This window comes from Acinetobacter sp. YH12208, from assembly GCF_013418055.1.
GTDB classification, from domain to species: Bacteria; Pseudomonadota; Gammaproteobacteria; order Pseudomonadales; family Moraxellaceae; genus Acinetobacter; species Acinetobacter pseudolwoffii.
This window is the reverse complement of sequence record NZ_VPCT01000001.1, coordinates 70724-88002: the sequence shown is the minus strand read 5'-3', so window position 1 is coordinate 88002 and position 17279 is coordinate 70724. Positions and strand designations below refer to the sequence as shown.

The window sequence follows — 17279 nt, the reverse complement described above, 5'->3', positions numbered from 1 at the left end:
CATGATGTCACTTATTGCCAATCTTGGAGTGAATTTTGCAGCGATAATGTATACATCTGTATATTAATTACTGTCATTTACGAGATATTTTGCATGTCCACTACACCAGACGGTCTTCAATTTCCGCTTCAGTCCAATCAACAAAAACCAAGTAGCTCAAAAACAGGACGCACGATCATCGCAGCAGCTTTGTCCAATGTGAATCAGCACAGTGCTGCACAGGCACAATCAGAAAAAAACTGGCGCAAACAATATACCGTGCATTTTAAGCAACTGGTCGAGCAAGGACTAAGCTCGCCTGAAGCCAGCCTGAAAATTGCTGAAGATGGTCTGGCACAGGCACATCAGACCTTTGAATTTTACCGTGATGGCCAGAAGCATTTACTGAAAGATACCCTCACCTTGCCAGCTGATCAACTACATAGCTTTAAATTGACGGGAAGCAGTCAGGCTGCACCAGAATGGTATGTGCCCTACCACGGCCAGAAGCTGCAAGGCTATGCCTTATTGGAGCAGATTGAACGTTGGGAAAACCAAGGTATTATGGAAAGCAGCCATGCCAATGCCCTGCGTGAATGTGTGGCGCGCCCAGAATGGTTTGATTTGTCAGATCGAACCATGGTGCTGTTTGGTGCTGCATCTGAAGCTGGCCCTTTGACCTGGCTGGCAAAATGGAAAGCCAATATTGTGGCGATTGACCTGCCCAGCACCCGGGTCTGGGGCAAGATTGTCGATACCATCAGCCAAGGCAATGCCACGCTGTATGCACCCTGTACTGAAGCACTTGCAGAAGATACGCCTGACGATGTTCTAAAAGAAAAACTCGGTGCCAATCTTTTGACTCAGATTCCCGAGATTGCTAAATGGCTATTACAGTTTGAGCCGGATCTGGATCTGGCCGCAATTGCCTATCTGGATGGCGAGAAGCATGTCCGTGTTTCGATGGCGATGGATGCCATCATGAAATATGTCAGCGAACAAAAAGCCAATACCAGCCTGATGTATATGTGTACCCCGACCGATGTCTATGCGGTTCCAAGTGAAGTGATTGAAGCATCAAAAGTGAAATATGCGGAGCGCTCGAAAGCACAGACACTGATTTCCAAAGGTGTATCGACTGTAAGCCGCAAACACTTTTTTCAGAAAAATGCGCATGAGCTGATTCAATCTGGTGACCAGTCTTATGGGATTTGTGACTGTCTGGTGGTAGAACAAGGTCCAAACTATGCACTAGCCAAACGCATTCAACAATGGCGTGCTACTTTAGCTCGCGCTCAGGGTCAACGTGTCAGCATCAATATCGCTCCATCTACAACCACGTATTCAGTCACCAAGAATCCGCTATTAAAAGCCGCGTTCAACGGTGCCAGTCTGTTTGATGTCGAAGCTTTTGCACCTGAAACCACAAATGCACTGATGGCAGCCCTGTGGATTCATGATCTGCGTAATGCTACCTCTGTGGCCAATCCTGAAGTGAAGCTGAATCATCCACTGGAATTGATGATGCATGGCGCCAATCATGGTGGCTTGTGGCGAGTGGCTTATCTGGCGCGAACTGCATTACCTTTTGCTGCCCTATATGGTTTTGCGACAGAGAAGTTACCCAAGGGATTATTGAGTAAGCTTAAGAAGTAATTTATTTCCTTCACTCTACCCTTCTCCTAGAGTCAATATTATTTTTATTCAAAATTCTCCCCCTCACCCCAACCCTCTCCAAGGGAGAGGATTTTAAAAAACTTCATAAAAAAACGCTGCAAAAGCAGCGTTTTTTACTTATCTAATAATATTAGAAAACTTTAAGTAACAACCAGTACAAAGCACCTGATAAACAAATTGTGGCGGGTAAAGTGAAAACCCAGGCAGACAGAATGGTTTTCACCATCTGGAAGTTCAGACCTGACTTATTCGCCACCATGGTACCTGCAACCGCAGAGTTCAATACATGAGTGGTCGATACCGGCATCCCGAAACCATCCGCAGCCGCAATGGTCGACATCGCCACCAGTTCAGCAGACATACCCTGACCATAGGTCATATGCTGCTTACCAATACGCTCACCGACTGTCACCACAATACGCTTCCAGCCAACCATAGTACCCAGACCCAGCGCCAGAGCAACGGCCACTTTCACCCAGGTCGGGATGTATTGCAAGAATGAATCCAGACTGTCACGGTATTGATCTACCGTTTTGTCCTGTTCAGCCGTCATTGCAGGTAAAGCTTCTGCTTTGTCCAAACGCTTGAAAGCTGTGGTACTTAAGTACATGTCATTCCGGAATTCTGAAACCTGTGCTTCAGGCACTTCCCTAATGCTGCTATAGCTACCGACTTTTTCACCTAAATGATCTGTGAGGCTCGCCAATGCAGGCACCACTTCAGGGGTGATTTCTTTGGTTTGGATATAAGTCGTGATGATCTGACGCGCTTTGTCATCTTCAATATCCGCATGGTCTGGATAAATCGCATTGGCCGTTTGCGCAGACAATTGACCAAAAGTCTGGATATGCTGTTGATCTAGGTTTTTGTTGAGTGAGTACGCCATTGGTACACAGCCAATCAAAATCAACATGATCAGTCCCATGCCTTTTTGACCATCATTTGAACCGTGCGCAAAGCTGACACCGGTACAGGTAAAGATCAAAATGGCACGAATTAAAGGGGGTGGCGGTTTATTACCTTCAGGTGGCTGGAACAGCTCCACCTGTTTCTTGAAGATTTTTTTCACCAGCAAGAACAGCACAGCGGCAAATGCAAAACCGATTAAAGGCGAAAATAACAGCGCCTTACCGACTTTCATTACCTGCTCCATGTCTATACCCGATGCACCGCTACTCGCGTGCAGAATGTAGTTCATGATACCCACACCCAGAATCGAACCGATCAGGGTATGTGAGCTGGATGCAGGAATACCAAGAAACCATGTTCCCAGGTTCCAGACAATCGCAGCGATCAGCATGGCAAACACCATGGCAAAACCTGCTCCGGAGCCGACATTCATGATCAGCTCAACAGGTAACAGTGCAATAATACCGTAAGCCACCGCACCACTGGCCACCATAACCCCAAGGAAGTTACAGAAACCGGCCCACATTACAGCGACAGGCGCAGAAAGTGCATTGGTATAAATGACCGTGGCAACCGCATTGGCAGTATCGTGGAAGCCATTGACGAATTCAAAGCCCAGCGCAATAAACAATGCCGTCGCCAGGAGAATAATTGAATATAAACCCAGTGCAGGAACATGCGCTAAATCGGCAGACAATTGAAAACCGATATAAATAAGAGTAGAGATAATGACAGTTAGAAAAACTGGCATAAAGAATTTTGGTGTCGGCACGTGAACATTGGTCGACTTGTGCGAAGCCGACTCGTGTGCTGAATCTATGGGAGTTTGATTAGGATTCATGCAAGCAGGAATAGAGGATTCAAGAATTCCCCTATTGTTCAGTTAAATTGTGACAATTATATGACAAACTGCTGTCATATGAAGCAATAATTTAGATTTTCTTACTGCTGTTCGTCCTGTTTAATCCCGAGTAAAACACTGCTGTTTGATTCAATAAATCATCAACTTAAGATAAAATTCCAGCTTTTCAGAACTCAGAAACGTGTCCTGTTTTTGCGCTTAAAGCTTTGAAACTCCATCTACGCTTAAGATGACCATAATTTCTATGTACAGAGCATAGTCAATAAATATGACAATTTCATGAATAAAAGCATCAGCTTAATTTTTCAAATATATTTTTGCCAGTTTTAGCCAGATCCCATTTTAAAGCTGAATACTGCAAGACCGGATAACAAAAACCTGTCTTGTTCTAACTGACTTATCAAATTTTCATATCATGTATATCCATCATTCTGAGAAAGGAGGCGCAGAATTCAAGCATTAATTCTGCTAATATGGCCGATGTTTTTTGATTTCTACTGAGAAAGTTTGAATGTCGACACTTGCCACCTTAAAAGAACTTCTTGCCAAGAAAATTTTAATTATCGATGGTGCGATGGGTACCATGATCCAGCGCCATAAACTGGAAGAAGCCGATTACCGTGGCGAGCGTTTTGCTGATTGGGCTTATGATCTGAAAGGCAATAACGACCTGCTCGTTTTGACACAACCACAAATCATTCAAGGTATTCATGAAGCTTACTTGGAAGCTGGCGCCGACATTATTGAAACCAATACCTTTAACGGTACGCGGGTTTCGATGTCTGACTATCATATGCAAGATCTGGTTCCCGAGATTAACCGTGAAGCCGCGCGTCTGGCCAAAGAAGCCTGTGCCAAATATTCAACCCCAGAAAAACCACGTTTTGTGGCAGGTGTGATTGGTCCGACATCACGTACCACGTCTATTTCTCCAAACGTCAACGATCCAGCCTTCCGCAACATCACTTTTGATGCCTTAAAAGTGGATTATATTGAATCAACCAAAGCGCTGATTGAAGGTGGTGTCGACATCATCCTGATTGAAACCGTATTCGATACTTTAAATGCCAAAGCTGCGATCTTTGCGGTGAAAGAAGTCTTTAAAGAACTGGGCTATGAACTGCCAATCATGATTTCAGGCACCATTACCGATGCATCTGGCCGTACCTTAACCGGTCAAACCGCAGAAGCGTTCTGGAACTCGATGCGTCATGCAGAACCGATCTCGATTGGTTTTAACTGTGCGCTTGGTGCAGATGCGATGCGTCCACACGTCAAAACCGTGTCGGATGTAGCGGATACTTTTGTTTCAGCACATCCTAACGCTGGCTTGCCAAATGCCTTCGGTGGATATGATGAAACACCGGAAGAAACTGCAGCTTTCATTAAAGAATTTGCGGAAAGCGGCCTGATCAATATTACCGGTGGTTGCTGTGGTACCACACCGGATCACATCCGCGCAATTGCACAAGCAGTGGAAGGCATTAGCCCGCGTCAAATTCCTGAGATTGCGCCAGCTTGTCGTTTAAGCGGTTTAGAACCATTTAACATCACCCAGGATTCATTGTTTGTGAACGTCGGTGAACGTACCAACGTCACTGGTTCGAAAAAATTCCTGCGTCTGATTCGTGAAGAAAACTTCGCCGAAGCACTCGATGTTGCCCGTCAGCAGGTTGAAGCCGGTGCACAAATTATCGATATCAACATGGATGAAGGCATGCTGGATTCACAAGGCGCCATGGTGCACTTCCTGAATCTGATTGCGTCTGAGCCGGATATTTCACGTGTGCCGATCATGCTCGATTCTTCTAAATGGGAGATTATCGAAGCAGGTTTGAAATGCGTGCAAGGTAAAGCCGTGGTGAACTCGATTTCCTTAAAAGAAGGTTATGACGAGTTTGTCGAACGTGCCCGCCTGTGCCGTCAGTACGGTGCCGCAGTGATTGTGATGGCATTTGATGAAGATGGTCAGGCCGATACAGCCGCTCGCAAAAAAGAGATCTGTAAGCGCTCTTATGATGTGCTGGTCAATGAAGTGGGCTTCCCTGCTGAAGATATTATCTTTGACCCGAACGTGTTTGCGATTGCGACAGGGATTGTAGAACATAATAACTATGCGGTTGATTTCATTGAAGCGACTGGCTGGATTAAAGAAAATCTGCCCCATGCCATGATTTCAGGTGGTGTCTCTAACGTCTCGTTCTCATTCCGTGGTAATGAGCCAGTACGTGAAGCGATTCACTCAGTATTTTTGTACCATGCCATTCAAAAAGGCATGACCATGGGGATTGTGAATGCCGGTCAAATGGCGATTTATGATGACATTGATAAAGAATTAAAAGCTGCCGTTGAAGATGTGGTTCAAAACCAGAATCAAGGCGAAAGTGGTCAGGATGCAACAGAACGGCTGCTGGCTGTCGCTGAAAAATATCGTGGTCAAAGTGGTACGCAAAAAGCCGAAGAAAACCTGGAATGGCGTAATGAGTCTGTTGAAAAACGTCTTGAATATGCACTGGTCAAAGGCATCACGACGTATATTGACCAAGACACTGAAGAAGCGCGTTTAAACTCTACACGTCCACTGGATGTGATTGAAGGCCCATTGATGGCAGGTATGAACGTGGTTGGCGACCTGTTTGGTGCCGGTAAAATGTTCTTGCCACAAGTGGTAAAATCTGCGCGTGTGATGAAGCAGGCAGTGGCTTGGCTGAATCCGTTTATTGAAGCTGAGAAAACCCAAGCTGAAGCCAAAGGTAAAATCCTGCTGGCGACGGTAAAAGGCGATGTACACGACATCGGTAAGAACATTGTCGGCGTGGTGCTGGGCTGTAACGGTTATGACATCGTGGATCTGGGCGTGATGGTGCCGTGCGAGAAAATCCTGCAAACCGCAATTGATGAAAAAGTCGATATTATCGGTTTGTCTGGTTTGATTACGCCCTCTCTGGACGAGATGGTCTTTGTTGCCAAAGAAATGCAGCGTAAAGGCTTTAACATTCCACTAATGATTGGGGGTGCGACCACCTCTAAAGCCCATACCGCTGTAAAGATTTCACCGCAATATCAAAATGATGGTGTGTACTACACAGCTGATGCTTCACGTGCAGTCGGTGTGGCAACACAATTGCTTTCTGCCGAGATGAAACCAAAACTGGCAACGGACTATGCGGCGGATTATGAAAAAATCCGTACACGTTTAGCCAATAAACAGCCGAAAGCCGCCAAATTGTCTTATGCAAAATCAATTGAAAATGGCTTTAAAATTGATTTCGGTGCACACACTCCAGTAAAACCTAACTTCATTGGTTCGGAAACTTTCACCAATTATCCACTTGAAACCTTGGTGGAATATTTTGACTGGACACCGTTCTTTATTTCTTGGAGTCTGGCGGGTAAATTCCCGAAAATCCTGGAAGATGACGTAGTGGGCGAAGCAGCACGTGACTTGTTTGAACAAGCACAAATTATGCTGAAAGATATCATCGAGAATAAACGTTTCGATGCGCGTGCCACCTTCAGCATTTATCCTGCCAACCGTGTGGCAAGCGACACTGTTGCTGTGGCAGATGAAAATGGCAATGTGACCCATACTTTTGAACATCTACGTCAGCAGTCGGATAAAGTGACAGGCAAAGCCAACTATTCTTTGGCGGACTTTATTGCACAGAAAGATGTGGCTCAGGATTATTTGGGTGGTTTTACAGTTTCAATCTTTGGTGCGGAAGAGCTGTCGCAAGAATACAAAGCCAAAGGCGATGATTATTCTGCAATTATGGCGCAGGCTTTAGGTGACCGATTTGCTGAAGCATTTGCTGAACATTTGCACCAGCGTATCCGTAAAGAATTCTGGGGCTACCAAGCAGATGAACAATTGTCGAATGAAGATTTGATTAAAGAGAAGTATGTCGGTATTCGTCCCGCACCGGGCTACCCTGCGTGTCCTGAACATTCTGAAAAAGCGCCACTCTTTGACTGGTTAGGTACAACCGATAAGATTGGTACGTACTTAACGACAAGTTTTGCAATGTGGCCACCTTCATCAGTGAGCGGTTTCTATTATGCAAACCCTGAAACTGAATACTTTAACGTAGGCAAAATCTCTGGCGATCAGTTGGAAGATTATGCGAAGCGTAAAGGCTGGACCTTGGATGAGGCGAAACGCTGGTTAGCGCCGAATTTGGATGATTCGATTTCTTAAGCTCCCCCCTTGCGAAACTTAGTTTCTCACCTTTGATAAAGGGGGAAGAATCCATTCGTATCGAATAAAAAATCCCCTCGAGTGAGGGGATTTTTTTGTTTTGAACCTTTGAATCCCCCTAAATCCCCCTTTTTTCAAAGGGGAACTTTGTCATGTGATTAAATGAATTGCGTGACCACTCCTCCCTTTTTTAAAGGGAGGTTGGGAGGGATTAAATCCAGTCGGACGATTCTCTCATTCGCGGATGAGATATATATTCAATTTCAGTTTTAATTTCTATTGATTTAACTTTTGAAATACTGAGACCATACATTGCAGCCGTATTCCATGAGAAATAAATTTTATTATTTCCTGTTGTAATTGAACTATCTATTCCTTTAGAAGTAATCTCTGGAAATAAGATAATATTGTCAGCAGTAGGTAATTGTACTGACTTTAAGAAAATTCCTTGAACTTCATCTCCAAACTTTACTCTTAGGTACTCAAAAAAATATTGGCTTATTAAATAATCAAATTTACCACTTTCAAGCTTAGGCTTAGCAATATTCGCTATTAGCTTCTTAAAAAATATATAAATATCCAATTTCTCCAAATAGCTTTCATCTAAATGATGAGGATATAGACCCTGTGCTAATTTATTTAGATTTAATAATTTTAATTCTACTCTATTAGAAAATTGAGCAATACCAACATATTGCCCAACTAAGGCTCTTATTTCAGCTACACATGCCATTTTATCCGTCGACAAATAAAGAGCTGAAATTCCAAAAGGTGTCATTCTTTGATCACTAGCTAAGAATGATGGCACCAACCCAAATTTATCTCGAATATTTTTTGCAATATCTTCATTTTCTTTTTCAAATTCAAATTCAAATGTCAGATTATTTTCATTAATTTCTTTCAATAATGCATTACTACTATCGAAACTTCTTCCACGATATAAAATGGTATTCGGTGTAATAATGCTTAAAAGTGAATGTTGGATTTTATTATTATCTAGCAAGTATTCAAAAGTATGATCCAAGAATTCCTTTAGTCTTGGATTAAAAAACCTAAATTCATGTTTAAAACTTTTCTGGATTTTTTCCCACTCACGTTCTTTATGACAACCATCATATTCCTCTAAAGAATCATCATAAAGTACTAATAACTCATCACCAAATATATCATCTGCATCTTCAGCTAATTTTTCTGTTAGTTCCTCATTTAACTCCAACCATTCAATTAAATTATAAAAATTGCTCACACCCTCCTCATCATGTGCTTCATAAAACCAACCTGCTCTATCTGGCAAATCCCTCAAAAATTTATAATTAGTAGATATGACCTGAAATAATTTATTTTTAAAGATTTTATAATCCAAATGCTCAGTTTCGCTTTGACACTCTGTACAAAACTGAATTTCAAAATTTTCTTTATTGTATGTATAAGGTGGTAACTTTTTGTCAATACAACTTTTACAAATCAACATTTATAAGTCCAAATATTCTTATTAAAAATCAGCATACTATAAACTAAAATCACTTTGATTTCTTAACACTCCCTTCCTCCCCTTTAAAGAGAGAGGGACAACATGAATCAATAACCGCTATAAAATTCGTGGCAAGTTCCCCTTTATTAAAGGGGGGATTTAGGGGGATTAGAATCGCCCCTTTTCTAACCCATTAATCCATAAAAAACCATTTTTACATTTTTAAGTCAGCAAATTTTAAACATTTCCATAATAATAAGACTTTAGACCTCTCCCAGAATACGTGAAGGCCCTCCTCCATGAAAAAACTCATCAACAACCCTGAAAACCTGGTTGTCGAAATGTGCAAAGGCTTTGTCCTTGCCCACCCTGAACTGACATTTACCGAATCACACAAAATCATTTCGCGTAAACAAAAACACAATAACGTGGCACTCATTAGTGGTGGTGGTTCAGGTCACGAACCTGCACATGCAGGCTTTGTCGGTACTGGCATGTTAGATGCTGCCGTATGTGGTGACGTATTTGCATCGCCTTCTCAAATTCAGGTCTATAAAGCATTGCAGCATGTCGCAACAGACAAAGGCGTGCTGATGATCATCAAGAACTATTCTGGCGATATGATGAATTTCCAGAATGGTGCAGCGCTTGCAACAGATGACGGCATTAACGTGGATTACGTCAAAGTAGCAGATGACATTGCAGTCAAAGACAGCTTATATACTGTCGGTCGTCGTGGTGTTGCCGGTACAGTATTGGTACATAAAATTGCCGGTGCTGCAGCATCAAAAGGCTTAGAACTTCCTGAAGTCAAAGCTGTGGCTCAAAAAGCTGCGGACAATGTCATTAGTCTTGGTTTTGCTTATAGCTCATGTACCGTTCCTGCCAAGGGCACTCCAACCTTTACTCTTGCCGATGATGAAATGGAATACGGCGTAGGCATCCACGGTGAACCGGGAATTCGTCGTGAAAAAATATTGCCATCAAAAGAACTGGCTCAACGTATTGTTGATGACCTGTTTCTTGACCGTCCTGACCTGACTGAAGTAGCGGTATTGGTCAATGGTTTTGGTTCAACGCCAATGCAGGAGCTGTATGTCTTTAACAACGATGTTTGCGAACATTTGGCACGTAAAGGCATCAAAATTTATCGTACTTTTGTCGGTAACTACATGACCAGTATCGACATGAACGGTGCATCGGTATCTTTACTTGCTCTGGATGCTGAACTGAAAACCTATTTAGATGCAGAAGCCAATACCCCTGCATTTAAAACGGATGGTTCACCTGCACTACCTTTTGAATTTGCAGCAAAAAATGCAGCAGCTGAACGCAGCGCCAATACCGAAGTTGAAACCCAACCTGAACATGCAATAATCAGCAATGAGCAATTCACGATTGAGAATATGCGTTATGTCGTCGATGTCATGGCGGCTTGCATTATTAAAAATGAAGTGCCTTTCTGCGAGCTAGATGCGCATGCCGGCGATGGTGATTTTGGCATGAGCGTGGCCAAAGGCTTTAAACAGCTAAAACGTGAATGGCAAAGTCTGATTCAAGCACAGCATATGGATGAATTCATGCTGAACTGCTCAATGATCATTATGGAATACTGTGGCGGCGCATCAGGTCCAATCTGGGGTTCAGCCTTCCGTGCCGCGAGTAAGGCCATTCAAGATAAAACCAGTTTAACTGTCGCTGACTTTGCTGAAATGTTGCAGGCGGCAGTCAAAGGCATTCAAGTGACCGGTGAGCGTTCATTTGGTCGTGGTGCCGTGGTGGGGGATAAAACCCTGATTGATGCCCTAGTACCATGTGCAGATTCATGGTCTGCCAATACCGGCAAGACTTTTAAAGAAAACTTTGTCTTGGGTGCAGCGGCTGCGGTAAAAGGTGCAGAATCGACTCAAGAGATTGTGGCACGTATGGGCCGTGCCGGTACGGTCGGTGACCGTAGCTTAGGCTATCCGGATGCCGGTGCACATGGTTTAGGTGTGATCTTTAGCGACATTGCAGCACATATTAAATAAATCATTTATTAAAAAAGCCTCGAATCATCGGGGCTTTTTTTATTTCCGGGTATACAGCTGGTGCTCAAGCAAGACAGCAGAAAAAGCGTCTATTGAAATTTTTCTAGATACTTGTTCAGGTTTTCTTTGACCACGACTCTTTTATTACCCTTCATCTGTGCTTCACTCAAAATTCCTTCCGAGTCAACCACCACAACAGGATGACCATCCTTTTTCAAACGCGCCACGCCTTCAAATAACATGCGGGCGCCGACATTATGAATTAGGGTCAAATTGGTCAGATCCAGTACAATTCGTTTTTTGCCTTCCGGTTCATCTTCCAAAATACGCAGCAGCATTTCCGATTCAGTAAACTGCAATACGCCACGCAGTTCATACACCACCACATGATCGCGTTTTCCAGTGAGATAACGGTTTTGTAAAATGGTTTGTGCCGACGGCGTTCCTTCCATTAAATGTAGCCCCATTTCCCGGGATATACGTTCAAAGATATCGACCCCACGCGCGCTATGCCCATGTTCATCAATTCGTGGAGAAAATACGGCGATGCCCACCTGTCCAGGCAATACGCCAATAATGCCGCCTGCGACCCCACTTTTTGCCGGAATGCCCACCGTGGTCAGCCAGTCACCGGCAGCATCATACATCCCGCAAGTGAGCATCACGCTCAGGACTTGCCGCACCACAGAACGATCCAATAATTTTTTACCGGTCTGCGGCTGAATCCCACCGTTGGCGAGTACCCCGGCAATCATCGCCAGGTCTTTGACCGTCACCTTGATTGAACATTGCTTGATATAACCATTGACAATCGCTTCTGGATCTTCTTCCAATACTCCTACTGTACGCAGCATATAACCCAAGGATCTGTTACGAAACGCCGTTTTCAGTTCAGAGGTATATACATCGGTATCAAAACTCAGTTCACGTCCAGCCAAACCGCTTAAAAAACGGCGCAACTGTTCCGCCCGGGATACTGTGCGTTTATAGGGAATCAGGGAATGGGCAGTAATGGCACCCGAATTGATCATCGGATTTTTCGGAATATTGGTGTCTTTCTCCAGTGAAATCTGGTTAAAGGCCTCGCCCGAAGGTTCCACGCCCACTTTTTCCATGACCTTGGTCAGGCCGACTTTCTGCAAGGCCAAGGCATAGGCAAAAGGCTTGGACATGGACTGCATGGTGAACTCAACCTCGTCATCACCGGTGGAATAGATCGTGCCATCTACGGTGGAGAGTGCCAAAGCAAACTTCTCTGGATCGACTGCTGCCAGCTCAGGAATATAGTCGGCCAAGGCCCCTTTATCATTGTCTTGGCAGGAGCTTAAAACATGCTTGAGATAATCTGGCACCGGTGTTTTCATCGAATGAGCGTATTCCAATTCACTATTATTTTTAACTAACATAGCGGTTTTTGACTTAAGTACCAGAGTGAAAAGGTAATTTTCTGCATATCTGTGTGATGGGTTGTGCACACTTTGCGTCAGCTCCTTCAGAAATTAAATTGTAGGTTTGTTTTAATTTTCTTTTTCAGAGCGATCAAAAAAGGGCAATACTGCCCTTTTTATTGAGTCTGGATGATCTATTTCACCTTGGTTCTGCGAATCATCTTGTACAGGACTTTTGGCGAAATACGCGACACCAGTACCCCGAGTTTTTCTTTCTTGCCGCCAATCACGATATATTCTTCGCCACTCTGCAAAGCTTGTACAGTTTGACGGGCAAAATCTTCTGCGGACAGACCATTTTCAATCGCTTCATCTGCATGCCCTTGCGGCTTCCCTTGACCATTTAAAGCGTTCAGGGACACATTGGTTTTAACAAAACCGGGGAAAATCACCGATACGCCAATCCCCTGATCTGCCACTTCAGCACGCAGGCTGTTGGCCCACATATGAATTGCTGCTTTGGCTGCGGAATAAGACGCGCGATATTGTGTACCGAGCAAACCTGCAACACTGGAAATAAACACGATACGGCCGGATTTTTGTGCCAGAAAAGTTGGCAGTACGGTTTTGGTCAAAAATACCTGCGAGAAATAATCGACTTCCATAATGGCGCGTTCAGTCTGCATGGTGGTTTCTGCAATCAGGGCACGCTGACTGAGTCCGGCATTATTGATCAGCCAGTCAATCCGGCCTTTTTGTTGCACAACCTGCTCATAGGCATGGCGAACCTGACTTTCATCGGTGATATCAGCCGTGATGGAAATATGTTGATCCGGATTGATCAGGCTTTGGCGCACATTTTCCAGTTCTTCATGACGGCGCGCAGTCAATATCACCTGCGCTCCCTGTGCGGCACATTGCTGTGCAATCGCCTTGCCTATCCCTGAAGATGCGCCAGTAATCCAGACCACTTTTCCATTTAAACTTTCAACTTTCGCCATGAAATCCTGTTTCCTTTGTTTTAATAAATATGGTGCGGCCTTTCATCTTCCAGAAATGCCAGTAAATGCTCGAAATAATAACGCATCGTATCAGCATCATAGATATTACCGAGTTTATCAAAACGTTTATAGCCGAGCTGGGTGGTTAGGTGAATCACCCCATTTAAGGTTTTATCGACCACAACATTAAACTTCAACAGGTTTTTCGGTTCACGGATCAGACAGGTCACGCCCTGATCAACGACCTGGGTAAAGGCTTTGAGTGCCGGCGAGACATATTGATGATTGCCGGTTTTCATCTGATCCACACAACCCAGTAACTCCATCACCAGCATCTTTTCCACCGGATAACGCACAAAAACATCGCCGTCATGCGTATAGGTCATGCGATGCAGATAATTCACCATGGGCATGAGCCGTTCATTGCCAAATAAGGAAACCGACCAAGGCATATATTTACGTGTCGTCTCAATAATGTGCTGAATCACTTTTTCAGATTCACTGTCGGGAGATTTCGCGATCTGCACCATCTGACCAAAAATCTGGTCAATAATTTCACAGGCCATATCGGCCAGATTTTCACCGAGCGGTTTAGCCAGACTGTCTGGATCACCGGCATTTAATCTAGAATGAAGGTCGATAAAGCGCTGATGGGTTTCAGGCTGGATCTTCAGGGAAATGCTATAGCTCATCTTGTTATCCTTTTTAATCTTCTGCGATGAGTCGCGTTTTTTATCTTTGCATCATACGACGAGTTGCTCTGCATGCCAATTGTCTAAAGTTTGCATTTGGTTAAGCTGCCGCATCCACTATTTTTTTTGCTACAATAGATCCAATTTTTCATCTACTTTTGATCTGTTTAGACTATGACTGATTCAGCGCAAAATATCGCGACAACCTACGATCCGACCGAGATCGAGAAAAAATGGTACCAAACTTGGGAAGAGCGCGGCTACTTCAAGCCCTCTGAAAAAGGCGAATCATTCTGTATCATGATTCCGCCGCCAAACGTCACTGGTAACTTGCACATGGGTCATGGTTTTAACAATGCCATCATGGATGCATTGACCCGTTATAACCGTATGTCAGGTAAAAATACGCTTTGGCAACCGGGTACTGACCACGCCGGTATTGCCACCCAAATGGTGGTAGAACGTCAGCTTGGTGCAGAAGGCATTAGCCGTCATGACTTGGGCCGTGAAAAGTTCATCGAAAAAGTCTGGGAATGGAAAGAACAGTCTGGCGGTAATATTACCCGTCAAATCCGTCGTTTGGGTTCTTCTGTAGACTGGTCACGTGAACGCTTCACTATGGATGATGGTCTATCCAATGCGGTCAAAGAGGTATTTGTAAAACTGCATGAACAAGGTTTGATCTACCGTGGTAAACGCCTTGTTAACTGGGATCCAAAATTACAAACGGCGCTTTCTGACTTAGAAGTTGAGTCTGATAAAGAAGAAGCAGGTTCATTGTGGCATCTGAAATATTTCTTTGAAGATAAATCATTGCGCACGCACGATGGCAAAGATTATATCGTGGTCGCAACAACACGTCCTGAAACATTGCTTGGTGATACTGCGGTTGCAGTTGCCCTTGATGATGAACGTTATGCAGACTTGGTGGGTCAAAATATTATCTTGCCAATTACCGGTCGTAGTGTTGCCATTGTCAAAGACGAATATGTCGATAAAGAATTCGGTACCGGCTGTGTAAAAATCACCCCTGCACACGACTTCAATGACTATGAAGTAGGTAAACGCTGCGAATTGCCAATCATCAACATCTTCAACAAAAATGCTGAAGTGCTTGCTGAGTTTGAATATATCGCCAAAGCCGGCGAGCAAATTTCTAAAACCATTCCTGCACCTGCAGAGTACATTGGTTTAGAGCGTTTTGAAGCACGTAAGAAAATTGTTGAACAGGCCGAAGCTGAAGGCTGGTTAGAACAAATTCAACCTTACACATTGAAGCCACCTCGCGGTGACCGTTCAGGTGTGATCGTTGAGCCGTTACTGACAGACCAGTGGTATGTGAAGATTGCCCCTCTTGCTGAACCTGCAATCAAAGCAGTGAAAGATGGCGACATCAAATTTGTACCTGAGCAATACAGCAACATGTACATGGCTTGGATGAACAACATTCAAGACTGGTGTATCTCTCGTCAATTGTGGTGGGGTCACCGTATTCCAGCTTGGTACGATGTAGATGGTAATGTTTACGTAGGTCGTGACGAAGCTGAAGTGCGTGAGAAAAATGGCATCCCTGCTGATGTTCAATTAAACCAAGACGAAGACGTGTTAGATACCTGGTTCTCATCGGGTCTTTGGACGTTCTCAACTTTAGGTTGGACTGGCGATGAAGCCAAAGATAAAGAAAACTATTTCTTAAATACTTTCCACCCGACTGATGTACTTGTGACTGGTTTTGACATCATCTTCTTCTGGGTTGCCCGCATGATCATGATGACCATGCACTTCATGAAGAATGAAGATGGCACACCACAAGTACCGTTTAAAACTGTGTATGTACACGGTTTGGTACGTGATGGCGAAGGTCAGAAAATGTCTAAATCTAAGGGTAACGTGCTTGACCCATTAGATTTGATTGACGGTGTTGATCTTGAAACTTTAGTACAAAAACGTACCACTGGTTTGATGAACCCGAAACAGGCAGCAAAGATTGAAAAATCAACGCGTAAAGAATTCCCTGAAGGTATTCAATCTTACGGTACAGATGCGGTTCGTTTTACTTTCTGTGCGCTTGCAAACACGGGTCGTGACATTAAGTTCGACATGAAGCGTGTTGAAGGTTACCGTAACTTTGCCAACAAAATCTGGAACGCTACCCGTTTCGTGATGATGAACTGCGAAGAGCAAGTGATTGGTCAAGACGTTCGTCAAGACCTTTGGGAATTGCCTGAACAGTGGATCGTAAGCCGTTTACAAAAAGCAGAACAAGCAGTGCAAACTGCATTTGCTACTTACCGTTTAGACTTGGCTGCACAAGCGATTTACGAGTTCATTTGGAATGAATACTGTGACTGGTATGTCGAGCTGACTAAGCCTGTTTTGAATGATGAAAATATCTCGGTAGAACGTAAAGCTGAAATCCGCCGTGTTCTTCTTGCTGTGATGGAAGCGTCTTTACGTTTGGCACATCCGTTGATGCCTTACTTGACAGAAGAAATTTGGCAAACGCTTGCGCCGAAACTGAACATTTCTGGCGAAACAATCATGTTGGCTCAGTACCCTGTTGCAGATGAAGCGAAAATCAACGAACAAGCTGAAGCAGATATGCAATGGCTTCAAGGTTTGATTGGTGCGGTACGTAACATCCGTGGTGAAATGGGTCTAGGTAATTCGCGTTTGTTGCCTGTTCTGCTTCAAAACACCACTGATGCTGAAAAAGCACAGATCGCACGTATTGAACCGTTGTTTAAAGCATTGGCGAAAGTTGAGAGCATTACTTTCCTTGCGGACGGTGAACAACCGCCATTGTCTTCTTCATCTGTAGTGGGTCATGTGTCTGTATTCGTTCCAATGAAGGGCTTAATTGACCCTAAAGCGGAATTGGGTCGTCTACAAAAAGACTTAGACAAGGTTCAAAAACAGCATGACCAAATTGCAACTAAACTTGGCAATGAAGGTTTTGTGGCGAAAGCGCCTGCTGCGGTTGTTGAAGGCGAGAAAGTGAAACTTGCTGAGTTTGCTGATCAGTTAGCGAAGATTAAAGCAAATATGGAGCAGATTGCGGCGCTTTAATGC

General features: G+C 44.0%; 9 protein-coding genes. 4 read left to right on the top strand and 5 right to left on the bottom strand.

Annotated features, from left to right (window positions below):
• Nucleotides 1-93 precede the first annotated feature (93 nt).
• Nucleotides 94-1635 carry a hypothetical protein gene (locus FTU95_RS00370; RefSeq protein WP_180077182.1) on the top strand — a complete coding sequence of 514 codons (1542 nt, stop codon included), beginning with the start codon at nt 94-96 and terminating at the stop codon, nt 1633-1635.
• 151 nt (nt 1636-1786) lie between these two features.
• Here the strand turns inward: FTU95_RS00370 and FTU95_RS00365 are convergent, their stop codons facing one another.
• The gene (locus FTU95_RS00365) at nt 1787-3406 is read right to left on the bottom strand and encodes an inorganic phosphate transporter (RefSeq protein WP_180077172.1); all 1620 of its coding nucleotides are present in this window, start codon (nt 3404-3406) and stop codon (nt 1787-1789) included.
• Nucleotides 3407-3938: 532 nt separating this feature from the next.
• Here FTU95_RS00365 and metH point away from each other — a divergent pair.
• Complete coding sequence (gene metH / locus FTU95_RS00360; protein WP_180077170.1) at nt 3939-7625, top strand: methionine synthase; 3687 nt, start codon at nt 3939-3941, stop codon at nt 7623-7625.
• Between the two features lie 211 nt (nt 7626-7836).
• Here metH and FTU95_RS00355 read toward each other — a convergent pair whose 3' ends face one another.
• Complete coding sequence (locus tag FTU95_RS00355) at nt 7837-9096, bottom strand: RES domain-containing protein (RefSeq protein WP_100328830.1); 1260 nt, start codon at nt 9094-9096, stop codon at nt 7837-7839.
• 299 nt (nt 9097-9395) lie between these two features.
• On the opposite strand from FTU95_RS00355, the gene dhaK reads away from it, so the two are divergent.
• On the top strand, nt 9396-11126 hold the full coding sequence (gene dhaK, locus FTU95_RS00350; RefSeq protein WP_180077168.1) for a dihydroxyacetone kinase subunit DhaK: 1731 nt from the start codon (nt 9396-9398) through the stop codon (nt 11124-11126).
• 89 nt (nt 11127-11215) lie between these two features.
• Here the strand turns inward: dhaK and FTU95_RS00345 are convergent, their stop codons facing one another.
• The 3 genes from FTU95_RS00345 to FTU95_RS00335 all read right to left on the bottom strand — a co-directional run bounded on the left by FTU95_RS00345 (nt 11216) and on the right by FTU95_RS00335 (nt 14207).
• Nucleotides 11216-12490 carry a glutaminase gene (locus FTU95_RS00345; protein WP_034608631.1) on the bottom strand — a complete coding sequence of 425 codons (1275 nt, stop codon included), beginning with the start codon at nt 12488-12490 and terminating at the stop codon, nt 11216-11218.
• A 218-nt stretch (nt 12491-12708) separates the two neighbouring features.
• Nucleotides 12709-13515: an SDR family oxidoreductase gene (locus tag FTU95_RS00340; RefSeq protein ID WP_074383104.1), complete on the bottom strand. Its 807-nt coding sequence runs from the start codon at nt 13513-13515 to the stop codon at nt 12709-12711.
• 20 nt (nt 13516-13535) lie between these two features.
• Nucleotides 13536-14207: a hypothetical protein gene (locus FTU95_RS00335; protein WP_100534430.1), complete on the bottom strand. Its 672-nt coding sequence runs from the start codon at nt 14205-14207 to the stop codon at nt 13536-13538.
• Between the two features lie 174 nt (nt 14208-14381).
• On the opposite strand from FTU95_RS00335, the gene FTU95_RS00330 reads away from it, so the two are divergent.
• Nucleotides 14382-17276, top strand: coding sequence for a valine--tRNA ligase (locus FTU95_RS00330; protein ID WP_180077166.1), 2895 nt, complete (start codon nt 14382-14384; stop codon nt 17274-17276).
• Nucleotides 17277-17279: the final 3 nt, after the last annotated feature.

Coding starts and splice junctions, on each gene's coding strand:
- FTU95_RS00370 (WP_180077182.1), top strand. CDS start 94: ATGTCCACTACACCAGACGGTCTTCAATTTCCGCTTCAGTCCAATCAA.
- FTU95_RS00365 (WP_180077172.1), bottom strand. CDS start 3,406: ATGAATCCTAATCAAACTCCCATAGATTCAGCACACGAGTCGGCTTCG.
- metH (WP_180077170.1), top strand. CDS start 3,939: ATGTCGACACTTGCCACCTTAAAAGAACTTCTTGCCAAGAAAATTTTA.
- FTU95_RS00355 (WP_100328830.1), bottom strand. CDS start 9,096: ATGTTGATTTGTAAAAGTTGTATTGACAAAAAGTTACCACCTTATACA.
- dhaK (WP_180077168.1), top strand. CDS start 9,396: ATGAAAAAACTCATCAACAACCCTGAAAACCTGGTTGTCGAAATGTGC.
- FTU95_RS00345 (WP_034608631.1), bottom strand. CDS start 12,490: ATGAAAACACCGGTGCCAGATTATCTCAAGCATGTTTTAAGCTCCTGC.
- FTU95_RS00340 (WP_074383104.1), bottom strand. CDS start 13,515: ATGGCGAAAGTTGAAAGTTTAAATGGAAAAGTGGTCTGGATTACTGGC.
- FTU95_RS00335 (WP_100534430.1), bottom strand. CDS start 14,207: ATGAGCTATAGCATTTCCCTGAAGATCCAGCCTGAAACCCATCAGCGC.
- FTU95_RS00330 (WP_180077166.1), top strand. CDS start 14,382: ATGACTGATTCAGCGCAAAATATCGCGACAACCTACGATCCGACCGAG.